Genomic DNA, 24,159 nt, shown 5'->3' on the forward strand with positions numbered 1-24,159 from the left:
GCCCTCCGCCGAGGAGAACTCACGGGTGTGTGCACCGGACCGGGCCCTGGAGCGTATCGGCCCGGTACGGATGTGCCCCCTGTGGCGGGCGAACTCGCAAGCGCCTCAGGCGCCTTCGGCGAGTTCCAGCCAGCGCGTCTCCAGATTCTCCCGCTCGCTGTCCAGTTCGCGCAGCTCGGCGTCGAGCCCGGCCACCCGCTCGAAGTCCGTGGCGTGCTCGGCCATGGCCTCGTGCAGCTCGGACTGCTTCTCCCCGATCCGGTCGAGCCTGCGCTCGATGCGCTGCATCTCCTTCTGCCCGGCACGCGCGATCGCCGCGGGCTTCCTCGCGGACTGAGCCTCGGAGGAGGCGGCCGCGGAGGACGAGGCCGTGGACGTGGACGACGAGGCCGCCAGTGCCTGAGCCCGCTTCCCCGAACCTACGGAGCCCGTACGGGCGTCGGCGCTCGGCTGCGCCGACTCCCGCTGCCGCGCACGCCGTTCCAGATACTCGTCGATGCCTCGCGGCAGCATCCGCAGCGTGCCGTCGCCGAGCAGCGCGTACACCTGGTCCGTCGTACGTTCGATGAAGAAGCGGTCGTGGGAGACGACCACGAGCGAACCGGCCCAACTGTCCAGCAGGTCTTCGAGTTGGGTGAGGGTCTCGATGTCGAGGTCGTTGGTCGGCTCGTCGAGGAAGAGCACATTGGGCTCGTCCATCAGCAGCCGCAGGATCTGAAGCCTGCGACGCTCACCGCCGGAGAGGTCGCCCACGTGCGTCCACTGCTTGTCCTTCACGAAGCCGAAGCGCTCGCAGAGCTGCGACGCGGTCAGCTCACGGCCCTTGCCGAGGTCGACGCGGGAGCGTACCTGTTCGACGGCCTCCAGCACGCGCAGCTTCGGGTCCAACTCGGCGACCTCCTGCGAGAGATACGCCAGCTTCACCGTCCTGCCGACCTTCACCCTTCCGCCCGTGACCAGCTCCGACTGCTCCTCGCCGCCGCTTCGGGCGGTCGCGGCGAGCGACTTCAGCAGCGACGTCTTGCCGGAGCCGTTCACTCCGACCAGCCCCACGCGGTCGCCCGGCCCGAGCTGCCAGGTCAGGTGCCGCACCAGCGACTTGGACCCGGCCTGCAAAGTGACGTCCTCCAGGTCGAAGACGGTCTTGCCGAGGCGCGAGTCGGCGAAGCGCATCAGCTCCGCGTCGTTCCGCGGCGGCGGCTCGTCGGCGATCAGCGCGTTCGCCGCCTCGATGCGGAAGCGTGGCTTGCTCGTACGGGCCGGGGCGCCGCGGCGCAGCCAGGCCAGCTCCTTGCGCATCAGGTTCTTGCGCTTGGCCTCCTCCTGAGCGGCGATGCGTTCCCTCTCGGCCCGCGCGAAGACGTAGTCGGAGTAGCCGCCCTCGTACTCGTGCACCGAGCCTCGCTGCACGTCCCACATACGTGTGCACACCTGGTCCAGGAACCAGCGGTCGTGCGTCACGCAGACCAGCGCCGAGCGGCGTGCGCGCAGATGAGCGGCGAGCCAGGCGATGCCCTCGACGTCGAGGTGGTTGGTGGGCTCGTCGAGGATGATCAAGTCCTGCTCGGCGATGAGGAGTTGAGCGAGCGCGATACGGCGCCGCTCGCCGCCGGAGAGCGGGCCGATCACGGTGTCGAGGCCCTGTGGGAAGCCGGGCAGGTCGAGGCCGCCGAAGAGTCCCGTCAGCACGTCGCGGATGCGGGCGTCGCCCGCCCACTCGTGGTCGGCCATGTCGCCGACGACCTCGTGCCGTACGGTCGCGGACGGGTCGAGCGAGTCGTGCTGGGCGAGCACTCCCAGTCGCAGCCCGCCGGAGTGGGTGACGCGGCCGTCGTCGGCGGGCTCCAGCTTGGACAGCAGCCGGATCAGGGTGGTCTTGCCGTCCCCGTTCCTCCCCACGACGCCGATGCGGTCGCCCTCGCTCACGCCGAGCGAGACGCCGTCCAGCAGCGCCCGGGTGCCGTAGACCTTGCTCACGGCTTCCAGATTGACGAGGTTGACGGCCATCTCACTCCTGTCGCACACGGCTCCCTTGGCCTCCGGCATGGGGCCCGGCATCAGCCCTCCAGGGTACTGAGCCGCCGGCGGCCGGGTTCGTCCGCCCGATATGCCGTCCTGCCCGGTCCGGCCTGCCGCCCGCGGGACGCCCGGCTACGTCAGCCGCCGTGCAGCATCAGGGCGATCCCGCCGACCATCAGCGCGGAGGCGGCCACACGGGGAGCACCGAAGCGTTCCTTGAAGAACAGGGCGCCTATGGCCGCGCCCGCGATGATCGAGGATTCACGCAGGGCCGCGACCGGGGCGAGGGGCGCACGGGTCTGGGCCCACAGGACGAGCCCGTAGGCCGCGATGGACAGCGCGCCCGCGATCACGCCGCGTACGGCGAGCGGCCGGAGCTGGGCGAGCAGCGCGCCGCGGCGGGTGGCGATCGCGTAGGCGGGGATGACGAAGCTCTGGAGCATCATCAGCCAGGCCACATATCCGGGCGCGGAGCCCGCGGCGCGCACGCCCGCCCCGTCGACGACGGTGTACGAGGCGATGGCGAGCCCCGTGGCGACGGCGGCGATCAGCGCGGGGCGGCGGGAGGAAGGGGCGGGTGCCGGGCCGGACGCGTCCTGCCCGGTGGGCACGGGGTGCTCGATGGGCCCGGCCGGGCCGTCGCCCGTCCCGTGGCCCCGGCGCCGTATCCCCCACAGCGCGACGCCGAGCAGCCCCGCCGAGGCGACGGCCACTCCCGTCAACTGCCAGGCGTCCGGCAGCTCTTGGAGGAAGAGCGCTGCGAGGACCGTCACCACGAGCGGTGCCGTGCCACGCGCTATGGGGTACATCTGGCCGAAGTCGCCGAGCCCGAACGACCGCATCAGCAGCACCTGGTAGACGACGTGCAGCAGCGCCGACACCAGCAGCGCGGGCCATGCCCCTGAGGCGGGCAGCGGTACGAAGCACGCCAGCACCAGCCCGCACAGCGCGCCGCCGACGCCGACGAGTGTGAAGGCGAGGAGCTGGTCCTTGATGTGGTGGGCGAGGGCGTTCCAGGAGGCGTGGGTGACTGCGGCGACCAGTACCGCCGCGACGACCAGCGGCGTCACGGAACGCCGGCGGTCTCGCCGCGCCCGTCCCGCGCGCGTGCCTCTTGCCCGCCCGCGCCTTGTCCGCCTGCGACCTGTCCGCCCGCGTCCTGTCCGCCCGCGTCGGACGGCGTGCCCGCGTTCTGTTCGCGTACGTCGGCCAGCGTGCCGCGGGCGTGCTCGATCAACTCGGCGGGAGCGAGGGGGAAGACCGTGTGCGGGGTGCCGGCGGCTGCCCAGACCTCGTCGTGTGCGAGGAGTCCCCGGTCGGCCAGCACGCGCATCTCCTCGACGTGCCCGAAGGGCGGCACGCCGCCGATCGCATAGCCCGTCGCCGAGCGTACGAGTCCGGCGCTCGCCCGTCGCACGGTCTTCGCGCCCAACTCGGCCCGTACGAGGGCGACATCGACACGCGAAGCCCCGTCCATCAGCACGAGTACGGGCTCGCCGTCGGCCTCGAAGACCAGGGACTTCACGATCTGGCTCAGCTCGCAGCCGATGGCCTCGGCGGCCTGCGCGGCGGTGCGGGTGGCGTCCGGGAAACCGCGTACGACGGGGTCGAGGCCGAGGGCGGAGAGGGCTTCGGCGAAACGGGGGTGGGCTGTTGGCGCCTTGCTCATGGGGCGGACGCTACCTGCCGTGGCGCGGGGCACGCGACGGTGTTTTTCCCGTCGCCGGGACTCCCGCGTCCGCAGTCCCTGGACCGCAGATACCGGAACACGCGCCTCACGCACGGAAAACGAGCGGTGCCTCCCGCGCCCGTCCGGAGTGTTCCGGAAGGCGCCGGGAGGCACCGTTCGCAATGCGCTTGCGCTGCTTGCCGGTTGCCGGTTGCCGGTTGCCGGTTGCCGGTTGCCGGTCAGCCTGCGGCCGCGTCGAGGATCTTCCGTACGACCGGGCCGGCGTTCTCGTTGCCGTGCCCGGAAGCGGGTACGACGGCCGCCGCGGCCACGTCGCCGTTGTACGCGGTGAACCAGGCGTTGGGCTTCTTCTGCCCGTCGACCTCCGCCGAGCCGGTCTTGGCGCCGACGTCTCCGCCGAGCCCGGCCATCGGCTCAGCGGCCGTACCGCTGTTGGCCGTCAGCTTCATCAGGCCCTTGAGCTGGGTGTTGACCTCGGGCTTCATGCTGCGGGCGGCCTTCGCGATCGGACGGTCGTCCAGCTTCGGCGAGACGATGACCGGCTGCTTGAAGGTGCCGCTCTGCACCGTCGCGGCGACCGACGCCATGTTCAGCGGGTTCATCCGCACGCTGCCCTGCCCGATGAGGGACGCGGCCATCTGCGCGTCCGACTGGACGGGCACGCTGCCGTCGAAGGTGCCGGTGCCCACCTGCCAGTTCTTGCCGATGCCGAAGACGTCGGAGGCCTCCTTGCTGAGGTCGCCGTCCTGGAGTTCCTTGGCCTGGCTGATGAAGGCGGTGTTGCAGGAACGGGCGAAGCTCTGCGCGAACGTCCCGTTCTTGATCTCGAACTTGTCGTCGTTCTGGAACTTCCAGCCGCCGTACTCCACGAACTTGGGGCACGGGTGGGGCTTGTCCGGCGACGCGAGGCCCTTGTCGAGCAGCATCTCGGCGCTGATGACCTTCATCGTGGAACCCGGCGCGAAGGAGCCGCGGATGGCGCTGTTGTAGGCGCTGTCGGCGGGCGAGTTGGCGACGGCGCGCACCTCGCCGGTGCTCGGCTGGAGCGCCACGGCGGACGCCTTCGGCTTGCCCTTCACGGACTGCTCGGCGGCGATCTGCATGTCCTTGTCGAGGGTGGTCTTCAGCGTGCCGGGCTTGCCCTTCGACAGGGTGCGCAGCGTGGTGCCGGTGTCCTCGCCCTTGGCGTCGACGATGCGGGTCTCGACGCCCGGGGTGCCGTCGGTCTTGTCGCCGTAACGCTTGCGGAGGTCGTCGAGGATCGACCCGAGCGCCGGGTGCTCTTCCTTGGTCAGCGCGGCGCCGTTGCGGTCGACGGCCTTGATGGGCGGGGTGCCCGCCTTGCCCGTCTTGACGGACTGGCCTTCCTTGAGCTTCGGGTACAGCACCGACGGCTTCCAGTCGACGACCGGGTCGCCCGTCTTCTTCTCCCGTACGACCTTCAGCGAAGAGGGGTAGGACCAGGCGGAAGTCTGCTGTGCGTAGGAGATCTGCGCGTTCACGCCGAACGGCACCGTGGCGCCGGAAGCGGAATCCTGCGAAATCTTCACCTTGGCGATGTGCGCCTCGTCCTGGAAACCCTTCAGGGCTTCGGCCGCCTGAGCCTTGTCGTCGGTGAGTGCCGCGGCCTTCCTCGCGTCGCCGGACGACCAGGCGGTCAGAAAGCGCTTCGCGGTCGTACGAACCTCGGCGGCGCTGGGCGGGCCCGGGTCGGCCTTCTTACCGCCCTTGCCGTCGGCCGAGGTCACGCTGTTGTTGCTGCCTTCGCTGCCGTCACCTCCGACGAGTGCGTACACGCCGAAGCCGGTCGCGCCGACGACGACTGCCGCGGCGCCACCGATCAGCGCCATCTTCTGTGTGTCACGCATCTGAGAATCTGCCCCTCCACCCCGACTCGGCCACGCGGCCGAGGACCTGTGCGAGGCACCCTAGAGCACGCGCGCAACATCACGTGCCCCCGGTATCCCCGTTAGGGAGCATATGGACGGGATGCCGATTCGAATAATCACCGGTTCAGGGGGAGTAACGCGTAGCGGAACCTTACGCGAACCCCTTTTGTGTCCAGTCCGTGACGGCTCAAATCCCCCGGTTCGGGCGGCAATTGGGCCCCCGGCCCGCGATGCGGCCGCTGACGGCACGCCGCGCGGCTTCACTGGGACGTCACTCTGGTTTCGTTCAGGATTCACCGGGGTCACGGCGGTCGCTGACATCCCGCACGGATTGAAAACGGGGATTCAGATCCACGTCTCGAACCACATGCGATTGCGCCATGCGTCCATGGGGAGCGTCTGCCCCGTGTAGATCGGCCAGAAATAGACGAAGTTCCACACGATGAGCAGCACCAGCACGCCCGAGGCGACGATTCCGGCGGTGCGTCTGCGCTCGCCCACGCCCGGCGGCCCCGCCAGCGCGCCGATCATCATGGCGAGCGCGAGGCAGAGGAACGGGACGAAGACAACCGCGTAGAAGAGGAAGATCGTGCGCTCCTGGTACATGAACCACGGCAGATAGCCCGCGGCCACGCCGCACAGCACGGCGCCCGCGCGCCAGTCGCGGCGCAGCAGCCAGCGGTAGAGCGCGTACACCACCGCGAAGCAGGCCGCCCACCACAGCAACGGCGTGCCCAGCGCGAGCACTTCACGCGCGCAGCCCTCGCCCTGTGCGGTGCAGCCGTCGTGGCCCGCCTTGGGCGACTCGTAGAAGTACGAGACGGGGCGGCCCAGGATCAGCCAGCTCCACGGGTTGGACTCGTAGGTGTGGCCGGAGGTCAGGCCGACATGGAAGTCGTACACCTCCGACTCGTAGTGCCACAGGCTGCGCAGCGGTCCGGGCAGCCAGCCCCACGGGCCGCCCGCGCCGTCCTTCTCGGCCCAGTCGCGGAAGTAGCCGCCGGAGGTGGCGAACCAGCCGGTCCAGGACACGAGATACGTACCGACGGCGACGGCCACCGTGGAGGCGAACGCCGGGAGTGAGTCGCGGCGGAGCATCGCCGCGAAGGGGCGGGGGGCTCCGGCGGTGCGGCGGGCGCCCATGTCCCACAGGACGGTCAGCAGGCCGAAGGCGGCGAGGATGTAGAGGCCGTTCCACTTGGTGGCGCAGCCGATGCCGAGGCAGAGTCCGGCGGCCAGCCGCCAGGGGCGGAGTCCGAAGCGGATGCGGGCGCCGATTCCCGGGTCGGGGCGTACGGGAGTGGAAGCGGGAGGGGCGGCGGACGCGGAGGGCGTCGCAGGCGCGTGGGTTGTGAGCGGCGCGGCCGCGGTGGCGCCCGGCGGGCCGCTGCCGTTGCCGCTGCCGCTGCCGCTGCCGCTTGCCCACGAGAGCGTGCCCGCCCTCACGGCGGCAGGGTCCACGGCCGAACCGTCCGGAGGCGGATCTTCCGGAGAGGGCGCGGAACCGTCAGGGGGCAGCGCGTCCGCCAGCTTCGCTCTGGTGCGGTCTCGGTCCAGCAGCAGACAGCCGAAGGCCGCCAGCACCCAGAACATCAGCACCAGGTCGAGCAGTGCCGTGCGGCTCATCACGAAGTGAAGCCCGTCCACCGCCATCAGCGCCCCGGCGAGGCAGCCGAGCGCCGTCGAGCGGAAAAGCCGTCGGCCGATGCGGCAGAGCATCAGCACCGACAGGGTGCCGAGCAGGGCCGTCATGAAGCGCCAGCCGAAGGGATCGAGGCCGAAGAGCGACTCCCCCAGACCGATGATCCATTTCCCGGCGGGCGGGTGGACGACGTAGGCACCGTCAGGGGAGAGCGGGATCTTCGGATGCGGGGCCAGGATCTGGTCGTTGGCCTTGTCGGGCCAGCTTCCCTCGTAGCCGTACTGATAGAGGGACCAGGCGTCCTTCGCGTAGTACGTCTCGTCGAATATCACGGCGTGCGGCGAGCCCAGCTTCCAGAAGCGGAGCACGCCCGCGACGAGTGCGACCAGCAGCGGAGCGCCCCACGCGGACCAGCGGGAGAGCCGGGCAGCGGCCAGCGGTGAGAGTCCGAAGGCGGCGCCGACCCGCAGATCCGGGCCGGGGAACGGCGGGACCAGACGCTCGCGGGTGCCGACGCGGCGACGTCCCGCATAACCGAAGCGGCGCAGGCGGACCTGCCAGTCGGGCAGGGGTTCCTGGGGCTGCGCGGGTCGGCTGGGGCTCTCCGCCGCGGTGTCGCTGGTCGTCACCGGGCCCATGGTAGGGAACGGTCCGGTGCGTGAGTGCGAGCACGCGAAGTCCGCGCAATCATGCGCGGAGATCGCGGGGGCGGCCCGGGGGAGGCTTCGATACGGCGACCGGCCAGGCTGCGTGCCGCCTCCCCCATGACTTCGGGCTGGGCCCCGGCCGGGGGCGGTCCCCGGTGGGCGGAGGCGTAGCGAGCATCACGCCCCCTGCGAGGATGGGCCCGTGACAGGGACGCTCGTACTGGCCGGAACACCCATCGGGGACGTCGCGGACGCGCCGCCGCGCCTCGCCCGCGAACTGGAGGGCGCGGACATCGTCGCCGCCGAGGACACCCGGCGGCTGAGGCGGCTGACGCAGTCGCTCGGCGTGCGTCCGCGGGGCCGGGTGGTGTCGTACTTCGAGGGCAACGAGGCAGCGCGTACGGCCGAGTTGGCCGATGCGCTCGAGTCGGGCTCGCGTGTGCTGCTGGTGACGGACGCGGGCATGCCGTCGGTCTCCGACCCCGGCTACCGGCTCGTGGCGGCGGCCGTCGAGCGGGGCGCCGGGGTCACGGCCGTACCCGGCCCGTCGGCGGTGCTGACGGCGCTGGCGGTGTCGGGTCTGCCCGTGGACAGGTTCTGCTTCGAGGGCTTCCTCCCCCGCAAGGGCGGCGAACGCCGTGCGCGCCTGCGCGAGGCGGCGGACGAGCGGCGCACGCTGGTGTACTTCGAGTCGCCGCGGCGCCTCGCGGAGACGCTGCGGGAGATGGCGGAGACCTTCGGCGGAGAGCGGCCCGCGGCGGTGTGCCGCGAACTGACCAAGACGTACGAGGAGGTCAGGCGCGGGCCGCTGGCGGACCTGGCCGGGTGGGCGGCCGACGGCGTACGAGGCGAGATCACGGTCGTGGTCCGGGGCGCGGCCGACGGTGACGGCGAGCAGGTGGACCGGGACGAGCTGGTTCGCCGGGTCGCGGTACGCGAGGAGGCCGGGGAGCGCCGCAAGGAGGCCATCGCGGCGGTGGCGCAGCAGGCGGGCCTGCCGAAGCGGGAGGTCTTCGACGCGGTGGTGGCGGCGAAGAACGCGGGCGGCGGGTAGCCGGTCCCGGGGACGCCGCGGGTGTGCCGGGGCCGCCGCGGGCGTCGGAGGTGCGCCGAACCGGGGCCGCCGGACGCCGAGTTGGGGCCGCGTGGCCGCGACGGGCGCGAGAAGCGGCGCCCGAGGGCCGGAGCGCGGGCTTCGGGGCCGAGGGCCGGGGCCCGGACTTCTAAGCCGAGGGCCGGGGCCCGGACCGGCAGTGCCCGCCGCCTAGGATCGGCGGCATGCCGACCTCCACGCAGCGGCAGCAGAAGCCGCAGCCCGCGCCACCGCTGCCCGAGCCGCTTCGCATCCCCGTCGCCGACTCGCACACGCACCTCGACATGCAGGAGCCGTCCGTCGAGGAGGCGCTGTCGGCGGCGGCATCGGTGGGCGTCGGCACGCTCGTACAGGTCGGCTGCGATCTGGAGCGTTCCCGTTGGGCGGCCGAGACCGCCGCCGCTCATCAGGCCGTGCACGCAGCGGTGGCCCTGCACCCCAACGAGGCCCCGCGTGCCGCCGAACGCGGCGAACTGGACTCGTCCCTCGCTGAGATCGAGAAGCTCGCCGCACTGCCGCAGGTGCTCGCCGTAGGCGAGACGGGGCTCGACTACTTCCGTACGGGAGAGGACGGGATCGCCTCGCAGCAGTACTCGTTCCGCTCGCACATCGCCATCGCCAAGCGGCAGGACCGCGCACTCGTCATCCACGACCGCGAGGCACACGCCGACGTGCTGCGCGTCCTGGACGAGGAGGGCGCACCGGAGCGTACCGTCTTCCACTGCTTCTCCGGCGACGCGGAGATGGCTCAACTGTGCGCGTCGAGGGGCTGGTTCATGTCCTTCGCGGGGAACGTGACCTTCAAGAACGCCCGGCCGCTGCGCGACGCGCTCGCCGTCGCGCCTCCCGAACTCGTCCTCGTGGAGACGGACGCACCGTTCCTGACGCCCGCCCCGTACCGCGGACGGCCTAACGCCCCCTACCTCGTTCCGGTCACGCTGCGGGCCATGGCCGAGACGAAGGGGATGACGGAAGACTCGCTGGCAGAGCACGTGGCCGCCAACACCGCCCGCGCCTTCGGTTATTGACAGCAGCCCCTCGTGAGTCCCCCCGGCCGTCCAGGAATCCATCCTTGAACACTCTTAGTGGTCAATCGACTTTGGAGAGTGAGCAGCCCTCCGGTTACAGTCCGCGCGACATCCCGCCGGACCTTGGAGCGCTTGTTGAGCCAGACGCAGGGGAGTCGTCGCACGGTGCACCGTGGGGGACGCGGTGCGCACGGGGGACGGACCGAGCCGTCGCGGACGCCGCAGTCGTCACCGCGCCCGCCCGAGCGGGGGTACGACGACCGCCGGGGCCTCAACCTCCGTACTGCGCCCGGGAGTTCGTACGTCCCCTACGTACCGCCGGGGTACGGGGCCGCGCCGGGGCACGGGCGTCATCGTGCCTACGGGCCGCCGCAGACGCCGTTTCCGCAGGCGGCGTCCCCGCAGAGACCGTTTCCACAGACATCGTTCCCGCAGACGTCGCCTGCGACGCCGGATACGCGAGGCCGCACGCAGCCGCCGTCGCAACCGCCGTCCCGACCGCGGCCCGTGGGGCCGCAGTCCATGCAGCCGCCGTTCCGGCAGCCGGTGATGGGCCCCGTGCCGGTGCGCGCCCCGATCCCCCCGCGTGTGCCGCCGCCGCGCCACGCACGGCCCGCCCCACCGGCACCGGCTCCCCCACCGCACTGGTCCTCCTCGCCTGCGCCCGCGCCGGCTTCGCCGCCTCCGTACACCCCGCACGGTCCGTACGCCCCGCACGGTCCGCATGACCCCCACGATCCGCACACACCGCGGACTTCGCTCTCCCCCGAGCAACTCGCCCAGGACAGGCCCCCTGAGGGTGGCCGCGCGGCCGTACGCCGTGCTGCCCGCGACCGCAGCCGTGCCCGCAGGGCCGCCCAACGGCCCGAGGTGCTGCGGCGGTTGGTGCCGCAGGCGCTCGTCGTGGCGTTCCTGGCGGGCGGGACCTCCGCCTTCGTCGCATACGACAAGGAGGTCGAGCTGACCGTCGACGGCACTCCCCGCACGCTTCACACCTTCGCGGACGACGTCGGTGAACTGCTCGCCGAGGAAGACCTCGACCTCGGCGCACACGACAGCGTCGGCCCGTCTCCGAGGCGCCAGTTGGCCGACGGCGACGAGATCTCCTTCAGTCACGGTCGTCCGCTCGACCTCACCCTCGACGGCACGCGCCGCCGCGTATGGACCACGGAGCGCACCGTGCACGACGCGCTGCGGCGCATGGGAGTACGGACCCGGGGTGCCGCACTGTCGCTCGCGCCGAGCGCGGACATCCCCAGAACGGGGCTCACTCTGGAGGTCCGCACCCAGCGCACCGTGACCTTCCTCGCGGACGGCCATGAGAAGTCCGTACGCACCAACGCCGGTTCGGTCCTCGAAGCGCTCACGGAGGCCGGCATCGAACTGGACGGTCTGGACACCACGTCCGCGCCGATGGACAGCTTCCCCCGGGACGGGCAGACCGTCACGGTCATGAGGATCACCGGCAGCGAGAAGGTCAAGGAGGAACGCATCCCGTTCAAGACGGTGCGGCACGCGGACCCGGGGCTGCCGGAGGGCACCGAGGTCGTGGCGCGTGCCGGCCGCACGGGTCTGCGCCGGGTCACCTACCGGCTGCGCACGGTCAACGGCGTACGGGAGAAGCCCCGCCGCATCGCCGTCGAGGTGCTGCGGCGCCCCCGTAAGCAGATCGTGCGGGTGGGGACGCTTCCGCTGTCGCGCTCCGTTCCCGGGGCCGACCATCTCGACTGGACGGCGCTGGCGCGGTGCGAGTCGGGCGGGCGGCCCCGCGCGGTGGACTCCTCCGGCCGTCACGGCGGGCTCTACCAGCTCGACGCCCCGACATGGCGGAGCCTGGGCGGCGGCGGCCGTCCCCAGGAGGCCACGGCGCAGGAGCAGACATACCGGGCGAAGAAGCTTTACGTCTCCAAGGGGGCGAGTCCCTGGCCGTACTGCGGCCGTAAACTGTCGCGGTGACCGCAGCCGACGAGCCCGACCGAGAGCGTGAGCGCGACGCCGAAGGCGACGCCGGACGCGAGAGCGGGCACGAGGGCGACCGCGAGCGCGAGGGCGGACCTGCCGGGCCGGACGCCGCCGATCTCCTGCTTGGCGCCGCCGACATCCGCGACCTCGCCGCGACGCTGGGCGTACGGCCGACCAAGCAGCGCGGTCAGAACTTCGTCATCGACGCGAACACCGTGCGCAGGATCGTGCGTACGGCCGGCGTCGACGCCGACGACGTCGTACTGGAAGTCGGCCCCGGTCTCGGCTCGCTGACGCTCGCGCTGCTCCAGAGCGCGGACCGCGTCGTGGCCGTGGAGGTCGACGACGCCCTCGCAGGGGGTCTCACGGCCACCGTCGAGGCCCGACTGCCCCACCGGGCACGGCAGTTCGCGCTCGTACACGCGGACGCGATGGACGTGACGGACCTTCCCGGGCCGCCGCCGACCGCGCTGGTCGCCAATCTCCCCTACAACGTGGCCGTTCCGGTGCTGCTGCACATGCTCGCGTCGTTCCCGACGCTGCGGCACGGCCTGGTGATGGTGCAGTCCGAGGTCGCCGACAGGCTTGCGGCGGCGCCCGGTTCGAGGGTCTACGGTGTGCCTTCGGTCAAGGCGTCCTGGTACTGCGAGGTGCGGCGGGCGGGCGCGATCGGCCGCAACGTCTTCTGGCCCGCGCCCAACGTCGACTCCGGTCTGGTGTCGTTCGTACGGCGTGATCCGCCACACACCAGTGCCACGCGGGAGGCTGTGTTCGCCGTGGTGGACGCGGCGTTCGCGCAACGCCGCAAGACGCTGCGTTCGGCGCTCTCGCGGTGGGCGGGCTCGGCGGCGGCGGCCGAGGAGGCGCTGACGGGGGCCGGGGTATCGCCGCGTGCGCGCGGGGAGGAGCTGACGGTCGACGAGTTCGCCGCGATCGCGGAGCAGGGCATGAAGCACAAGGAGAACGCCGCGTGAGTGAGAGCGCGAAGGTGACCGGGGCCGGCGGCCCGTACCCGGCGAACGCCTCCCGGGGGCGCGTGGCCGGGGACAGCGCCACCGCACGGGTGCCCGCGAAGGTCAACGTCCAGCTCGCGGTGGGCGGTCTGCGCCCCGACGGCTTCCACGGACTCGCCAACGTCTTCCTCGCCGTGGGTCTCTACGACGAGGTCACGGCCAGTCACGGCGACGGCCGGGACGACGGCAGCGCCGAAGGCGACGGCACCGGGCGCCAGGACTGCGGCCACGGCGTCCGGTTGACGGTCTCCGGCCGGGACGCCGCGCACGTGCCGCTGGACGAGAGCAATCTCGCAGTGCGTGCGGCCCGGCTGCTCGCCGAACGGCACGGGCGCGAGCCGCGCGTACGGCTGCACATTACGAAGGACATCCCGGTGGCGGGCGGCATGGCGGGCGGCAGCGCCGACGCCGCGGGCGCGCTGCTGGCGTGCGACGCGCTGTGGGGCACGCACACGCCGCAGGACGAACTGCGCGCGATGTGCGCGGAGTTGGGTTCCGACGTGCCGTTCTCGCTGGTCGGCGGGGCGGCGCTGGGCCAGGGCCGTGGCGAGCTGCTGACGCCGCTGGAGACCGGGGGGACCTTCCACTGGGTGTTCGCCCTCGCGGACGGAGGCCTCTCCACCCCGGCGGTCTACCGGGAGTGCGACAGGCTCCGCGAGGCCGCGGGCACGGGCGCGGACGTCGACTCCGTGCCGGAGCCGCGTCCGTCGGCGCTGCTGCTGGACGCGCTGCGCTCGGGCGACGCGGAGGCCCTGGCCGCCGCGGTGTCCAACGACCTTCAGGCGGCGGCCGTTTCGCTACGTCCGTCGCTGAGCGACACCCTCAAGACGGGCACGGCCGCAGGCGCGCTCGCGGCTCTGGTCTCCGGCTCGGGGCCGACGTGCGCGTTCCTCGCCGGGGACGCGGGGTCGGCGGCGAGGATCGCCGCCGCGCTGGAGGAGTCCGGCCACTGCCGCTCGGCACGGACCACCACCGCACCGGCGCCGGGCGCCCGGCTGCTCCCGGCCTGAGCAACTGCATTGCGCTCATGAGTAGGTGCCGACGGTGCCGGGAGTGTTGCTGGTGGTGCCGGGGAGTGGTTCGGCGGTGCAGCGGGTGAGTTCGAGGACGAGTTGCGTGGCGAGGAACCAGCGTGCGGCGTTGGGGAGTTGGCCGTACGGCAGGTACGCGTCGGTTTCGAGACAGGTGAGACCCCGGCCGCCGTCGCCGGGTGCGTACTGGTCGCCGTAGACGCCCCAGATGCGGGGGCGGCGGGATCGCAGGGTGACGGGATTCTTCAGGTGCGGGCAGTGGGCGATCGCCTGCGGGACGCAGGGTTGGCAGACGGGCGGCTTGGTGCACCAGATGTCGCGCCCGTCGAAGACGGTGCCGCCGCCTTCGGATGCTTCCTGGTTCGGCATCAGGAACAGCCAGCCGCGGGACGTTCGGCTTGCGGGCCCTCCGCAGACCTGGCACAGCAGCGCACGCATCGCCTGCCGCTGCCGAATGGGGTGCTGATGACCGTAGTTGGGGCGTCCTACCCCGGCGGCCCGTCGCGTCCGTGCCCACAGCACGCCGTGCTGGTCCCGGTCCGCGGGCGTCTCATCCCGATAGCACAGTCCGCTTCCGTCGGCTCGGACGGTCAAGTTACGGCCGGTGCCGCCCACTTCACCGCTCCAGGCCGCCACATACGGCACCGGCATCCGACGCGGCCCCCACGTACGCAAACGGGCGCGGGCGGACTCGACAGACATGCGAACTTCCTTCTCTTCGTCACAAACCAGGCCGACATTCTTGAGCTGCGCGGGGAACACTGCTTGGTCACGTGCCGTATTTGCGAAGCACCGTAGAGCGGGGTACAACCGAAATGAGCACGCAAAGTGCGTGCACCGGTGCGGGAGTTGAGATGGACACTGGCGTCGGCCGCCGCATCGCCTACTGGCGCGACCGACGCGGGCTGACACAGTCCGACTTCGGACGCCTCATGGGACAGTCACGCAGGTGGGTCCAAGACCTCGAAGGCGGGCAGCGGCAATCTGACCCACGGCTGTCCGTCCTCGCTCGGGCTGCCGACGTACTCCGCCTCCCCCTGGAACGACTCGTGGCCGACACCCCCACCGCCCCGGCAGCCGCCGCACTCCCGCCTGCTGTCGCGGATCTCGCTGACTCACTCCACGCGCCCGGGAGCCGGCAACACCGTCCCCGTGCGCCATCTCCGGCGTCGTGTCGAATACTGCTGTCAGGCATGGGCAAGCACCCATTACGCCGCCGCCGCACGAGACCTCCCCGGCGTCATTGCAGACGCCCACGCCACGGCTGCGGACAGCCCCGAAGGTGGTCTGCTGCTGTCCCGGGCCTATCAGCTCGCGGCAAGCCTGCTGTTCAAGTACGGGACTCTCGCCCGTGTACCCGCAGTTCTCGCCGCGGACCGTGCGCTCACCGCAGCCAACGCATCCGGCGATCCGGTCGCCATCGGCGCTGCTGCACGTCGAGTCGCCCGCGGCCTGATGCATCAGCAGCGGCACACGGCTGCCGCGGAGTACGCGACATCGACTGCGACAGAGCTCCGCGATGACCTCGAACGATCCGGTGTCGCAGGTCTGTCCACGCTCGGCATGCTGTATCTCGTCGCCGCTGTGGGGACCAGCAACGAGGACCGGTCACCTCGGTGCGTCGCAGTAGCGGAGGAAAGACTCGCGGAAGCGGCGGAGGTAGCCGATCAACAGGGCGAGAAAGGCGCGGACTTCACGAGTTTCGGCCCCACGAACGTTGCTCTGCATGAGGTCGACGTGCTGCTGCGCCTCGACGACGCCTGGTCCGCTGTCGAGGCGGCCCAGCGCATCACGCCGCAGGCCGTCGGTGCGTTGGGCAGGGAACGGCGAGCGCGACATCTCGTCACCACTGCACGCGCCCGAGCCATGACACGCAGCCGCGACAATGCGGTCAGGGATCTGCTGGAGGCGGAACGCCTTGCGCCGGAAGAGGTCAGGCGCCCCGCCGTGACCAAGCTCGTAGGAGAACTCGTCGAGCTCATTCCGTCGCCGGGACCGGAGTTGACCGGACTCGCGCGGCGTTGTGGACTCCCAGTGTGATGACGCGCGTGCTCTACCTCATCGCGACCGCCGCAGGTCCGGCGCAGCACATTGATGACGGCGTACGGCAGGCGCAGGCTGCCGGGTGGGATGTGTGCCTCATCCTGTCGCCGACCGCCGCGACCTGGTGGGCGGACCGCCGTGCCGAGTTGGAGGAGTTGACCGGGCATCCGGTCCGGTCCCGGTACACCGGGCCCGGCGAGTCGGGCGGTCTGCCGAAAGCGGACGCGATGGTGGTGGCACCGCTGACCACCACGTCGGCGTGCAAGTGGGCCGCAGGGATCACCGACACCGTCGCGTTGGGAATCCCCGCCGAGGCAGTGCATCTCGGGGTGCCGGTGGTGGTGATGCCGTTCTGGTCGACAGCGCTCGGCGCACAGCCCGCTGTCGCGCGAGCCGTCAACACGCTTCGCGAGCAGGGTGTCCACGTGCTGTTCGGGCCGGGCGAGCCCCACCCGCCCAAGCAGGGGGAGAGCGCCGGTTTCCCGTGGCGACTGGCGCTGGACTCACTGCATCTGAGTCCCGGCACGTCTATGGGACGGCCCTGAGTGCCACCCGTGCCTGCGCACTGCCCGAACCCTGCGGAACAGCGGAGCCAGTTGGGGCGAGCCTGCAAGTATCCGGGTGGCCCGAGGAGTCCCGCCAACTCCCGACGCCTCCACCAGCGGAGCAACGATCCCAGACCGGCGTCAGTGGCTCTCGCGCCCCCGTGCCCCCTCCGGGGCGCTCATCGCCTGCTGGAAGCCGGAGTTGACGGCGGTGACGCCACCGTCGACGGGAAGCGTGACACCGGTGATCCACTCCGCGTCCGCGGACGCCAGGAAGGCCACCGCCGCCGCGATGTCCTCGGGTCGTCCGACCCGGCCCAGCGGATAGAGCCCGGCGGCCCGTTCCAGCGCCTCTTCCCGCCCTGCCCAGGCACCGGTGTGCACGGTCCCCGGGGCGACGAGGTTGACGCGTACGCCTCGTGCTCCGCCGTCTCCCGCGAGCGTGCGGGTGAGACTCGCGAGACCGGCCTTGGCGGCGCTGTACGCGTGGTTGCCGAAGTCCTGAATGCCGTTCACGGAACCGATGTTGACGATCGCGCCGCGTCCGCCGGCCGCCGCCAGACACGGCATCGCGGCACGTGCGCAGCGGAAGGCGCCGGTGAGTGTGATGTCCAGGTCGCGTGCCCAGAGTTCGTCCGGCTCGTCCTCCAGCAGTTCGGCGTCCGGGTTGCAGGAGTAGGCGTTGTTGACGAGCACGTCCAGGCCGCCGAAGTTCCGTACGGCCTCCGCCACCGCGTCCTCCACCGCTCGCCGGTCGCCTACGTCGCAGGCGAGCGGGAGCGCCGTGCCGCCTGCGTCGCGGATCGCGTCAGCCGTGCGTTCGGCCCGCGCGGGATCGAGGTCGGTCACCGTCACTCGGGCGCCCTCGTCCGCCAGCCGCCGGGAGACGGCGGCCCCGATCCCCTGTCCCGCGCCCGTGACGAACGCCGCGTAGCCCTCGAATCGCCTCATCGGGCGAGGCTACCGCCGCGGATACGTCGACGTTGCGGCTACGGAACGGTGCAGGCACGGGGACAGACCCGGGCACGGGAGGGACCCAGGCACGGGGACGGGCACGGGACGGGCAGTGCTCGGTGCCCGCTCGGTCGCAGTCGACGGCGCCCGGCGGCGACTGCCGCGCCGTGCCCCGTCAGTGGCCGTCCTCGCCGACGGCCCCGCGCCGGCCGCGGACTCCGAGGAGGGAAATCACGGGGGCCAGTTCCCGCCTCCCCGGCCTCCCCAGTCTCCCCGGTCTCCCCGTGTTGCTCGGTCCGGCCGGTGTCCTGGCCCGCCGGGGCTGCCGGACCCGGCGGGCCGGACGTATCAACCGGGCCGGCGGCGAGCACCGCTTCGGGCCCCGCGGCGAAGGCCGCGGGCTGCTCGCCGTAGCGGCCCGCGCCCATGAACACCGACAGCACACGGGAGAGGGGCTCCCCCGTCGCGTCCGCGCGGACCTGCGCCATCCGGAGCTGATGCGCGGTCGGTCTCGGTCCGCCCTGTCCGGGCTCGGCCCCCTGCCGGAGTGGAAGGTTCACGGCTTCCTTCCCACCCCCGCGTACAGGGCGGCGCTGCGGAGCAACTCGGCCTCCTCGCCGGTGACTTCGACGGGTTCGTCGGGTCGCCAGTCGTGAGCCGCCGTCACCTGCGGATCGATCAGTTCGAGACCGTCGAAGAAGCGCTCGACCTCCTGCCTGGTGCGGAACTGGACGGTGGTGCCGCCCGCGTCGTACACCTTCTTCACGCCCTGCCAGGCCACCGGGTCGAAGTCGTTGGTGCAGTGGCTGAGCACCAGGAAGCTTCCCGGTGCCAGCTTCTCCAGCAGGCCGCCCACGATCTCGTACGGCCCGTAGTCGTCCGGGACGAAGTGGAGCAGCGCCACAAGGGAAAGGGCCACCGGCTGGTCCAGGTCGATGACCTCACGGAGCTGAGGGGAGTCGAGTATGGGGTCCTCGCGCACGTCGGCGCTTATGTATGCGGTGCGGCCCTCGGAGGTGCTGCGCATCAGGACGTGTGCGTACTCCAGCACCGTCGCGTCGTGGTCGGCGTAGACGACGCGGGCGTCGGGAGCGACCTCCTGCGCGACCTGGTGGAGGTTGGGCGGTGTGGGGATGCCCGTCCCGATGTCGACGAACTGGCGTACGCCGTACTCGGCGGCCAGCGTGCGCGTCGCACGGTGCATGAACGAGCGGTTGGTCTCCGCGGTGCGGCGGATCTGGGGGCAGACCTGAAGGACCTTCTCCGCGGCCTCCTCGTCGACGGGATACCAGTCCTTGCCGCCCAGGTAGTAGTCGTACATCCGGGCCGAGTGCGGCCTGCTCGTGTCGATTTCTGGCCTGCCGGGCATGGTCATCGGTCATCCCATTTCTGCCGTATGAGGCCGGCGGGGAGAGCACACGGCGAAAGTGCTTCCCCGCCGGCCGGCCGGTTGGTCGGTGGTCGAGGGGACGGTCGGTGGTGCGTGTGGTGCGTGTGGTGCGCCCACGCCCTGCCGGGCGAGGGCCTGGCCGGGTGCCCGCCGGCTGCTGGCATAAGGGCGGGCACCCGAAATCCGCGGCTCACGACGGCCGTCGGGCCGCCGGGAGGTCAGCTTGTGAGGAAGTCGGCTCCGCCGGTCTTGGCCGCCTCGATGAACGCGCTCATTCCGTGCGCCGAGTACAGCAGGGCGGGGCTGTCCGGGTCGGTCGACTGACGGAGCGCGACACAGCCGTCGGGAAGACGCTTCGCCTCGACGCAGGCGCCCCCGTTCTGGCCGCTCCACGGCTTGTGCCAGCCCTCGGTGCCCAGTTCACGCGCGGGCATGCCGTTGCGGACGTGGTGACCGCCGCGAGCTTCAAGGGTCATTTGTCGAACTCCTTACGCAGATTGCTCATATACGTCCGGGGATCCGGCACGTGTTCCGCGGCCAGCAGCGAGACGCGCGTGAGCGCCTCCAGATGCGTGACCACATCGGGCCTCTGGTCCAGATAGACCGCGCTGGTCAGCCCGACCTCGGTGTAGACGATGTCCTGCAACTCCCGTTCGGCGAACCGGAAGTAGGTCACATGGCCGCCCGTGCCGGGATGCGGCCCGGCGGACAGCGGCACGATGCGCAAGGTGACGTTGGGCAGTTCGGAGACTTCGAGGAGCCTGTCGAGCTGTGCGCTCATCACCGCGGGCGAGCCCACCTCGCGGCGCAGCGCGGTCTCCTCCAGCACGACCCAGAGCGTGGGCGCGTCCTCGCGCTCCAGCAACTCCTGCCTACGCACTCGCAGATCGACGCGGTGCTCCAGCGACTCCTCGTCGTCGTTGGGGAATCCGGCGCCGATGACGGCGCGGGCGTAGTCCCGGGTCTGCAACAGCCCGGTCACATAGTGGGGTTCGTAGACGCGGATGACCTCCGCGTCGGTCTCCAGGCTCACGTATGCGCGGAACCAGTCGGGCAGGGCGTCGCGGAAGGGATACCACCAGCCCGGCCGGTTGGCGCGCTCCGCCATGCCTATGAACTCGGCGACCTCGGCGTCGCTCACGCCGTAGAGCCTCAACAGCTCCTTGACGTAAGGGACTTTGAGGCCGACCTGGGCGTTCTCCATCCGCCTGATCGTCAGATGGTTGACGCGCAGCGCCTTCGCGGCGCCGTCCAGGCGCAGACCGGAACGCTCACGCAGCTCCTTCAGGCGCTTGCCGAGGATGATGCGCAGCACCGTCGGAGCACTGGAACCGCTCGGAAGTGCATCGGTCACGCCCTCACCTCCCCGGGTACCGGCACCGTCGCCGGTCGTTGCGGGCAGCGAACCGCCGCCGGCCGGGCCGGCTTCACGGCAGCCGCCGTGGGCATGCCAGAGCCTCTGCCGATGCGTCAACTCCAGCCGCCTCATTGCGCCTTCACTCTGAAATTATCAGAAGGAAGCTTGCGAGTTGAAGACCGCAGCACTCATAGTGAGGCCGTGCTCCCCATGAGCGTGCCCCCCACGCATCACCGCCCTCAGCGCCCTCCGTCCGCCGCGCGAACGGATTCACACGCGCTCCGGCTCCCGGCCGAGGACGTCAGCGTCCCCCGGGTCCGGCACGCGATGGACCGTTGGCTCGGCCGCCGGGGTGCCTCGTCCGATTTACGCGAGCAAGCTGCCCTCGTGCTCTCGGAGTTGGTGACCAACGCCGTCACCCACACCGACAGCGACTGGATCGTGTGCGCCGCGTCCTACTGCCCGTACGACGGCGTACGGATCGAGGTCCACGACGACGACACCAGCAGCCGCGCGCCGCAGCGGCGTGCGCCCACGGCCGAGAAGGAGTGCGGCCGGGGGCTGTACATCGTCGAGACGCTGTCGGTGCGCTGGGGCGTGGCGGTCTCGCCCGTCACGCGGGGCAGCGCGGTGTGGGCGCATCTGACCGACTAGCCGAAGTGCTCAAGGGCCGAGCGGGCCGCCGCGGAAGCATGTCACGGCCGGGCCATCCGCCGGGCCGTCCAGGCTTCCCGCCAGGGTCGCCCGGCCCCAAGTCCCGGGCTTCCAGGGCCTGTTGCCTGACCTGTCGGACGTTCGTGCCGACCTGCCGGACCTGCGCGGCCGTCGCTCACAGACAGGCGCGCAGCGCCCGTACGAGCGCGTGGGCACGTGGGTCCGAGGTGACGGAGCGCTGCATGGCCGCGGTGACGTACGCGAAGGCCGTGCCGGACTCCGGATCGGCGAACGCCAGCGAACCGCCGCGTCCCGGATGGCCGAAGGAGCCGGGGGCGAGCATCGGCGCACCCGGCCCGTGGAGCATGAATCCCAGCCCGAAGCGGGAGTTGACGACCAGCACCCGGTCGGGACCGCTCGACTCCTGGGAGCGCGCCTGAGTCAGCGTTGCGGGTGTGAACAGCCGTCCGCCGCCCGTGAGTCCGCGAGCGTGCCGGCGTCCTGCGGGAGCGCCGGCGGCCGGTGTGCCCGTTCCCGCAGGCGGATCGACCCGGCCGATCAGCGCGGCGTAGAAGCGTGAGAGGGAACGGGCGGTCGCCACACAGCCCGCGCTGGGCAGTCCGGCCGCGAGCCAGCTCGGATCGTTCTCGTAAGGGCGCGGACCGGCGCAGTCGAAGGCCCGCCGGGTGAGGGACGCGGGATCGCGATACGCCTCCGTCACGGCCGCCTTGGGCCGCAGCCGCAGACCGGCGGCCGGAGAGGGCTCGGGCGTGGGCACCTCCGTCAGACGCGCCAAGTCGACGCCTCCGTCCGGCACTTCGGGTGTGGCGGGGATTCCGAACCACATGCTCAGGCCCAGCGGCCGTGCGATCTCCTCCGCGAACCAGCGCCCGAACGGCCGCCCCGTGGCACGCCGCACCAGCTCGGCGACGAGCCAGCCGAAGGTGTGCGGGTGATAGCCGTGGTCGGTGCCCGGCTCCCACAGCGGGGCCTGTGCCACGAGCGCGGAGGGCCCGCTGACCCCGTCGGTGGCCTGTGCGACGGTGAGCGGGGCGTCGAGCGCCGGAAGGCCCGCGCGATGGGCCAGCACATGCCGCACCAGCAGGCGCTCCTTGCCGTTGGACTTGAACTCCGGCCAGTACGTGGCCACGGGGGCGTCGAGGTCCAACTGCCCGCGCTGGTGCAGCAGATGGAGAACGGCAGCCGCGGGCCCCTTGGAGACGGAACGCACGACCGCGGCCGTCCCCTCCCGCCAGAGGTCCCCGGTCTCGTGGTCGTCCTGGGGGTCCTCCGCGCCCGTCTCCTGGTCGTCCGCAGGGGAGTTCCGGGGGTTCGGGGAGTTCCGCGTGCCCGCCCAGAGATCCACGACGGGGCGCCCGTCGCGGTGCACGGCGAGGGCGGCGCCGGTGTCGCCACGCTCGGCGAAGTTCGACGCGAAGGCGTCCCTCACGGCCTCATAGCCGTCCGCCACGGTGCCGTTGACGTCCACCGCGTTCTCAGCGTCCGGAGCCTTCACGCCTCTGCCCGTCCCCCTCGTGCCGTCGTACGTGCACCGCCCATGGTGCTATCGCTGTGGGACGCTCACCGAGCCGGGGTCGAAGCCGAACGGCAGCTCCAGCCGGTGCGCGGCCAACAGCTCCTCGTCGCACAGGAGTTGCTGTGTGCTCCCGTCGGCGACCAGGACGCCGTCGCTCAGCACGACCGAACGCGGGCAGAGCTGGAGTGCGTACGGAAGGTCGTGCGTGACCATCAGCACCGTCACATCGAGCCGACGGAGGATATCCGCCAGTTCGCGGCGCGAGGCCGGGTCCAGATTCGAGGACGGCTCGTCGAGTACGAGTATCTCCGGCCGCATGGCCAGCACCGTGGCGACGGCGACCCTGCGGCGCTGCCCGAAGGAGAGGTGGTGCGGCGGACGGTCGGCGTACGCCTCCATCCCGACCATGGCGAGCGCGTCGTCCACGCGTGCCGCCAACTCGCCGCCGCGCAGACCCTCGTTGGCGGGCCCGAAGGCGACGTCCTCGCGCACGGTCGGCATGAAGAGCTGGTCGTCGGGGTCCTGGAAGACGATGCCGACCCGGCGGCGTATCTCCGCGAGATGCTTCGGCGCCACGGGCAGTCCGGCGACGGTCACGGAGCCCGCGCCCGCGGTGAGGATGCCGTTGAGGTGGAGCACGAGCGTGGTCTTGCCCGCGCCGTTGGGACCGAGCAGGGCGACGCGTTCGCCCCGTTCCACGGTCAAGTCGACGCCGTACAGGGCCTGGTGGCCGTCGGGGTACGCGTAGGCGAGCCCGGAGACATGCAGGGAGGGCGGGACCGCGGAGGGGCCGCCGCCCGCTTCCGCGCTCGTGTCCACGTCCATGCCCCCGCCCGTCCTCGTGCCCGCGCCCGCGGCCGTATCGGCGCCCGTGCCCGTACTCGTGCTCGTACTGTCGCCGTTCACAGTGCCCATCCCATCAGGCAGACCACCAGCGCCGCGAACGGGAGCAGCGCGGCCCCCGTCCACTGGGCGCGCGTCGCGGCCACCTCGTCGACGACGGGCATCGTTCCCGTGTAACCACGGCTCACCATGGCGAGATGGACGCGCTCGCCGCGTTCGTAGGAGCGGATGAAGAGCGCTCCGGCGGACTTCGCCAGCACGCCCCACTGCCGTATGCCGCGTGCGCTGAAGCCCCGGGACAGGCGCGCGATCCGCATTCTGCGCATCTCGTCGGCGATGACGTCGCCGTAGCGGATCATGAACGACGCGATCTGCACGAGCAGCGGCGGCAGTCTCAACCGCTGCATTCCCAGCAGGAGTTCGCGAAGCTCCGTGGTCGAGGCGAGCAGCACGGAGGCGGCGACGCCCAGGGTCCCCTTGGCGAGGATGTTCCAGGCGGCCCACAGCCCCTGCGAGGACAGGGTCACTCCCGCCATCTCGGTGTACGGGCCGCGCGCCACGAACGGCATCAGCACCGCGAACGCCACGAACGGCACCTCGATCAGCATCCGTTTGAGCAGATGCCCGTAAGGGACGCGGGCGGCGCCGGCGACCGCCGCGAGCAGCACCGCGTACAGCCCGAATGCCCACACCGCCTCGCGCGGAGTGGAGACGACGGCGAGTACGAAGCAGACGACGGCGGCGAGTTTGCAGTGCGCCGGAAGCGCGTGCACCGGTGAGGCGCCGTGCAGATAGAGCTTGTGTGCGTGGCCCGCGCCCATG

General features: G+C 71.6%; 20 protein-coding genes and 2 pseudogenes. 9 read left to right on the top strand and 13 right to left on the bottom strand.

Translation table 11 applies throughout. The features are described 5' to 3' along the window. Nucleotides 1-105 precede the first annotated feature (105 nt). From MMA15_RS10060 to MMA15_RS10080, 5 genes and pseudogenes are all read right to left on the bottom strand, one after another. The gene (locus MMA15_RS10060) at nucleotides 106-2,007 is read right to left on the bottom strand and encodes an ABC-F family ATP-binding cassette domain-containing protein (protein WP_241063115.1); all 1,902 of its coding nucleotides are present in this window, start codon (nucleotides 2,005-2,007) and stop codon (nucleotides 106-108) included. A 149-nt stretch (nucleotides 2,008-2,156) separates the two neighbouring features. Further along, nucleotides 2,157-3,089, bottom strand: a complete 933-nt coding sequence (locus tag MMA15_RS10065) for an EamA family transporter (protein WP_241058772.1) — start codon at nucleotides 3,087-3,089, stop codon at nucleotides 2,157-2,159. 116 nt (nucleotides 3,090-3,205) lie between these two features. Then, nucleotides 3,206-3,688 (bottom strand): annotated as a pseudogene (locus MMA15_RS10070) (YbaK/EbsC family protein); the annotation flags it as partial. Between the two features lie 239 nt (nucleotides 3,689-3,927). Then, entirely contained in the window at nucleotides 3,928-5,577 is a 1,650-nt protein-coding gene (locus MMA15_RS10075) for a penicillin-binding transpeptidase domain-containing protein (protein WP_241058773.1), read from the bottom strand. Between the two features lie 366 nt (nucleotides 5,578-5,943). Next, the gene (locus MMA15_RS10080; RefSeq protein ID WP_241058774.1) at nucleotides 5,944-7,878 is read right to left on the bottom strand and encodes a dolichyl-phosphate-mannose--protein mannosyltransferase; all 1,935 of its coding nucleotides are present in this window, start codon (nucleotides 7,876-7,878) and stop codon (nucleotides 5,944-5,946) included. Nucleotides 7,879-8,089: 211 nt separating this feature from the next. Between MMA15_RS10080 and rsmI the strand changes: the two genes are divergently transcribed. The 5 genes from rsmI (at nucleotide 8,090) to MMA15_RS10105 (ending at nucleotide 13,993) form a co-directional block, all read left to right on the top strand. Next, the gene (rsmI, locus tag MMA15_RS10085; RefSeq protein WP_241058775.1) at nucleotides 8,090-8,941 is read left to right on the top strand and encodes a 16S rRNA (cytidine(1402)-2'-O)-methyltransferase; all 852 of its coding nucleotides are present in this window, start codon (nucleotides 8,090-8,092) and stop codon (nucleotides 8,939-8,941) included. A gap of 224 nt (nucleotides 8,942-9,165) precedes the next feature. Then, entirely contained in the window at nucleotides 9,166-10,008 is an 843-nt protein-coding gene (locus tag MMA15_RS10090; protein ID WP_241058776.1) for a TatD family hydrolase, read from the top strand. Between the two features lie 885 nt (nucleotides 10,009-10,893). Further along, nucleotides 10,894-11,964: a resuscitation-promoting factor gene (locus MMA15_RS10095; protein WP_372498333.1), complete on the top strand. Its 1,071-nt coding sequence runs from the start codon at nucleotides 10,894-10,896 to the stop codon at nucleotides 11,962-11,964. A gap of 125 nt (nucleotides 11,965-12,089) precedes the next feature. Further along, entirely contained in the window at nucleotides 12,090-12,944 is an 855-nt protein-coding gene (rsmA, locus tag MMA15_RS10100) for a 16S rRNA (adenine(1518)-N(6)/adenine(1519)-N(6))-dimethyltransferase RsmA (RefSeq protein WP_241063117.1), read from the top strand. A 62-nt stretch (nucleotides 12,945-13,006) separates the two neighbouring features. Beyond that, nucleotides 13,007-13,993, top strand: coding sequence for a 4-(cytidine 5'-diphospho)-2-C-methyl-D-erythritol kinase (locus tag MMA15_RS10105; protein ID WP_241063118.1), 987 nt, complete (start codon nucleotides 13,007-13,009; stop codon nucleotides 13,991-13,993). A gap of 15 nt (nucleotides 13,994-14,008) precedes the next feature. On the opposite strand, the gene MMA15_RS10110 is transcribed toward MMA15_RS10105, so the two are convergent. Beyond that, nucleotides 14,009-14,716 carry a hypothetical protein gene (locus MMA15_RS10110; protein WP_241058777.1) on the bottom strand — a complete coding sequence of 236 codons (708 nt, stop codon included), beginning with the start codon at nucleotides 14,714-14,716 and terminating at the stop codon, nucleotides 14,009-14,011. A 152-nt stretch (nucleotides 14,717-14,868) separates the two neighbouring features. Here MMA15_RS10110 and MMA15_RS28195 point away from each other — a divergent pair. The 3 genes and pseudogenes from MMA15_RS28195 to MMA15_RS10125 all read left to right on the top strand — a co-directional run. Next, a pseudogene (locus tag MMA15_RS28195) lies at nucleotides 14,869-15,000 on the top strand (helix-turn-helix transcriptional regulator); the annotation flags it as partial. 166 nt (nucleotides 15,001-15,166) lie between these two features. After that, entirely contained in the window at nucleotides 15,167-16,054 is an 888-nt protein-coding gene (locus MMA15_RS28200) for a DNA-binding protein (protein ID WP_241063551.1), read from the top strand. Then, complete coding sequence (locus MMA15_RS10125; RefSeq protein WP_241058778.1) at nucleotides 16,054-16,602, top strand: flavoprotein; 549 nt, start codon at nucleotides 16,054-16,056, stop codon at nucleotides 16,600-16,602. The genes MMA15_RS28200 and MMA15_RS10125 overlap by 1 nt, the downstream gene beginning before the upstream one ends. 141 nt (nucleotides 16,603-16,743) lie before the next feature. Here MMA15_RS10125 and MMA15_RS10130 read toward each other — a convergent pair whose 3' ends face one another. The 4 genes from MMA15_RS10130 to MMA15_RS10145 all read right to left on the bottom strand — a co-directional run bounded on the left by MMA15_RS10130 (nucleotide 16,744) and on the right by MMA15_RS10145 (nucleotide 20,300). After that, entirely contained in the window at nucleotides 16,744-17,553 is an 810-nt protein-coding gene (locus MMA15_RS10130; RefSeq protein ID WP_241058779.1) for an SDR family NAD(P)-dependent oxidoreductase, read from the bottom strand. A 559-nt stretch (nucleotides 17,554-18,112) separates the two neighbouring features. Beyond that, on the bottom strand, nucleotides 18,113-18,931 hold the full coding sequence (locus MMA15_RS10135; RefSeq protein ID WP_241058780.1) for an SAM-dependent methyltransferase: 819 nt from the start codon (nucleotides 18,929-18,931) through the stop codon (nucleotides 18,113-18,115). Between the two features lie 233 nt (nucleotides 18,932-19,164). Beyond that, nucleotides 19,165-19,422, bottom strand: coding sequence for a DUF397 domain-containing protein (locus MMA15_RS10140; RefSeq protein ID WP_241058781.1), 258 nt, complete (start codon nucleotides 19,420-19,422; stop codon nucleotides 19,165-19,167). Next, on the bottom strand, nucleotides 19,419-20,300 hold the full coding sequence (locus tag MMA15_RS10145; protein ID WP_241058782.1) for a Sco1979 family transcriptional regulator: 882 nt from the start codon (nucleotides 20,298-20,300) through the stop codon (nucleotides 19,419-19,421). The genes MMA15_RS10140 and MMA15_RS10145 overlap by 4 nt, the downstream gene beginning before the upstream one ends. A gap of 213 nt (nucleotides 20,301-20,513) precedes the next feature. Between MMA15_RS10145 and MMA15_RS10150 the strand changes: the two genes are divergently transcribed. Beyond that, nucleotides 20,514-20,957: an ATP-binding protein gene (locus MMA15_RS10150; protein ID WP_277400950.1), complete on the top strand. Its 444-nt coding sequence runs from the start codon at nucleotides 20,514-20,516 to the stop codon at nucleotides 20,955-20,957. Nucleotides 20,958-21,132: 175 nt separating this feature from the next. On the opposite strand, the gene MMA15_RS10155 is transcribed toward MMA15_RS10150, so the two are convergent. From MMA15_RS10155 to cbiQ, 3 genes are all read right to left on the bottom strand, one after another. Next, nucleotides 21,133-22,473 carry a serine hydrolase domain-containing protein gene (locus tag MMA15_RS10155; protein WP_241058784.1) on the bottom strand — a complete coding sequence of 447 codons (1,341 nt, stop codon included), beginning with the start codon at nucleotides 22,471-22,473 and terminating at the stop codon, nucleotides 21,133-21,135. A gap of 48 nt (nucleotides 22,474-22,521) precedes the next feature. Beyond that, the gene (locus tag MMA15_RS10160) at nucleotides 22,522-23,319 is read right to left on the bottom strand and encodes an energy-coupling factor ABC transporter ATP-binding protein (protein WP_241063119.1); all 798 of its coding nucleotides are present in this window, start codon (nucleotides 23,317-23,319) and stop codon (nucleotides 22,522-22,524) included. A 77-nt stretch (nucleotides 23,320-23,396) separates the two neighbouring features. Next, on the bottom strand, nucleotides 23,397-24,158 hold the full coding sequence (gene cbiQ / locus MMA15_RS10165) for a cobalt ECF transporter T component CbiQ (RefSeq protein ID WP_241058785.1): 762 nt from the start codon (nucleotides 24,156-24,158) through the stop codon (nucleotides 23,397-23,399). Nucleotide 24,159 lies beyond the last annotated feature (1 nt).

The sequence above is a fragment of the Streptomyces marispadix genome, from assembly GCF_022524345.1.
GTDB classification, from domain to species: Bacteria; Actinomycetota; Actinomycetes; order Streptomycetales; family Streptomycetaceae; genus Streptomyces; species Streptomyces marispadix.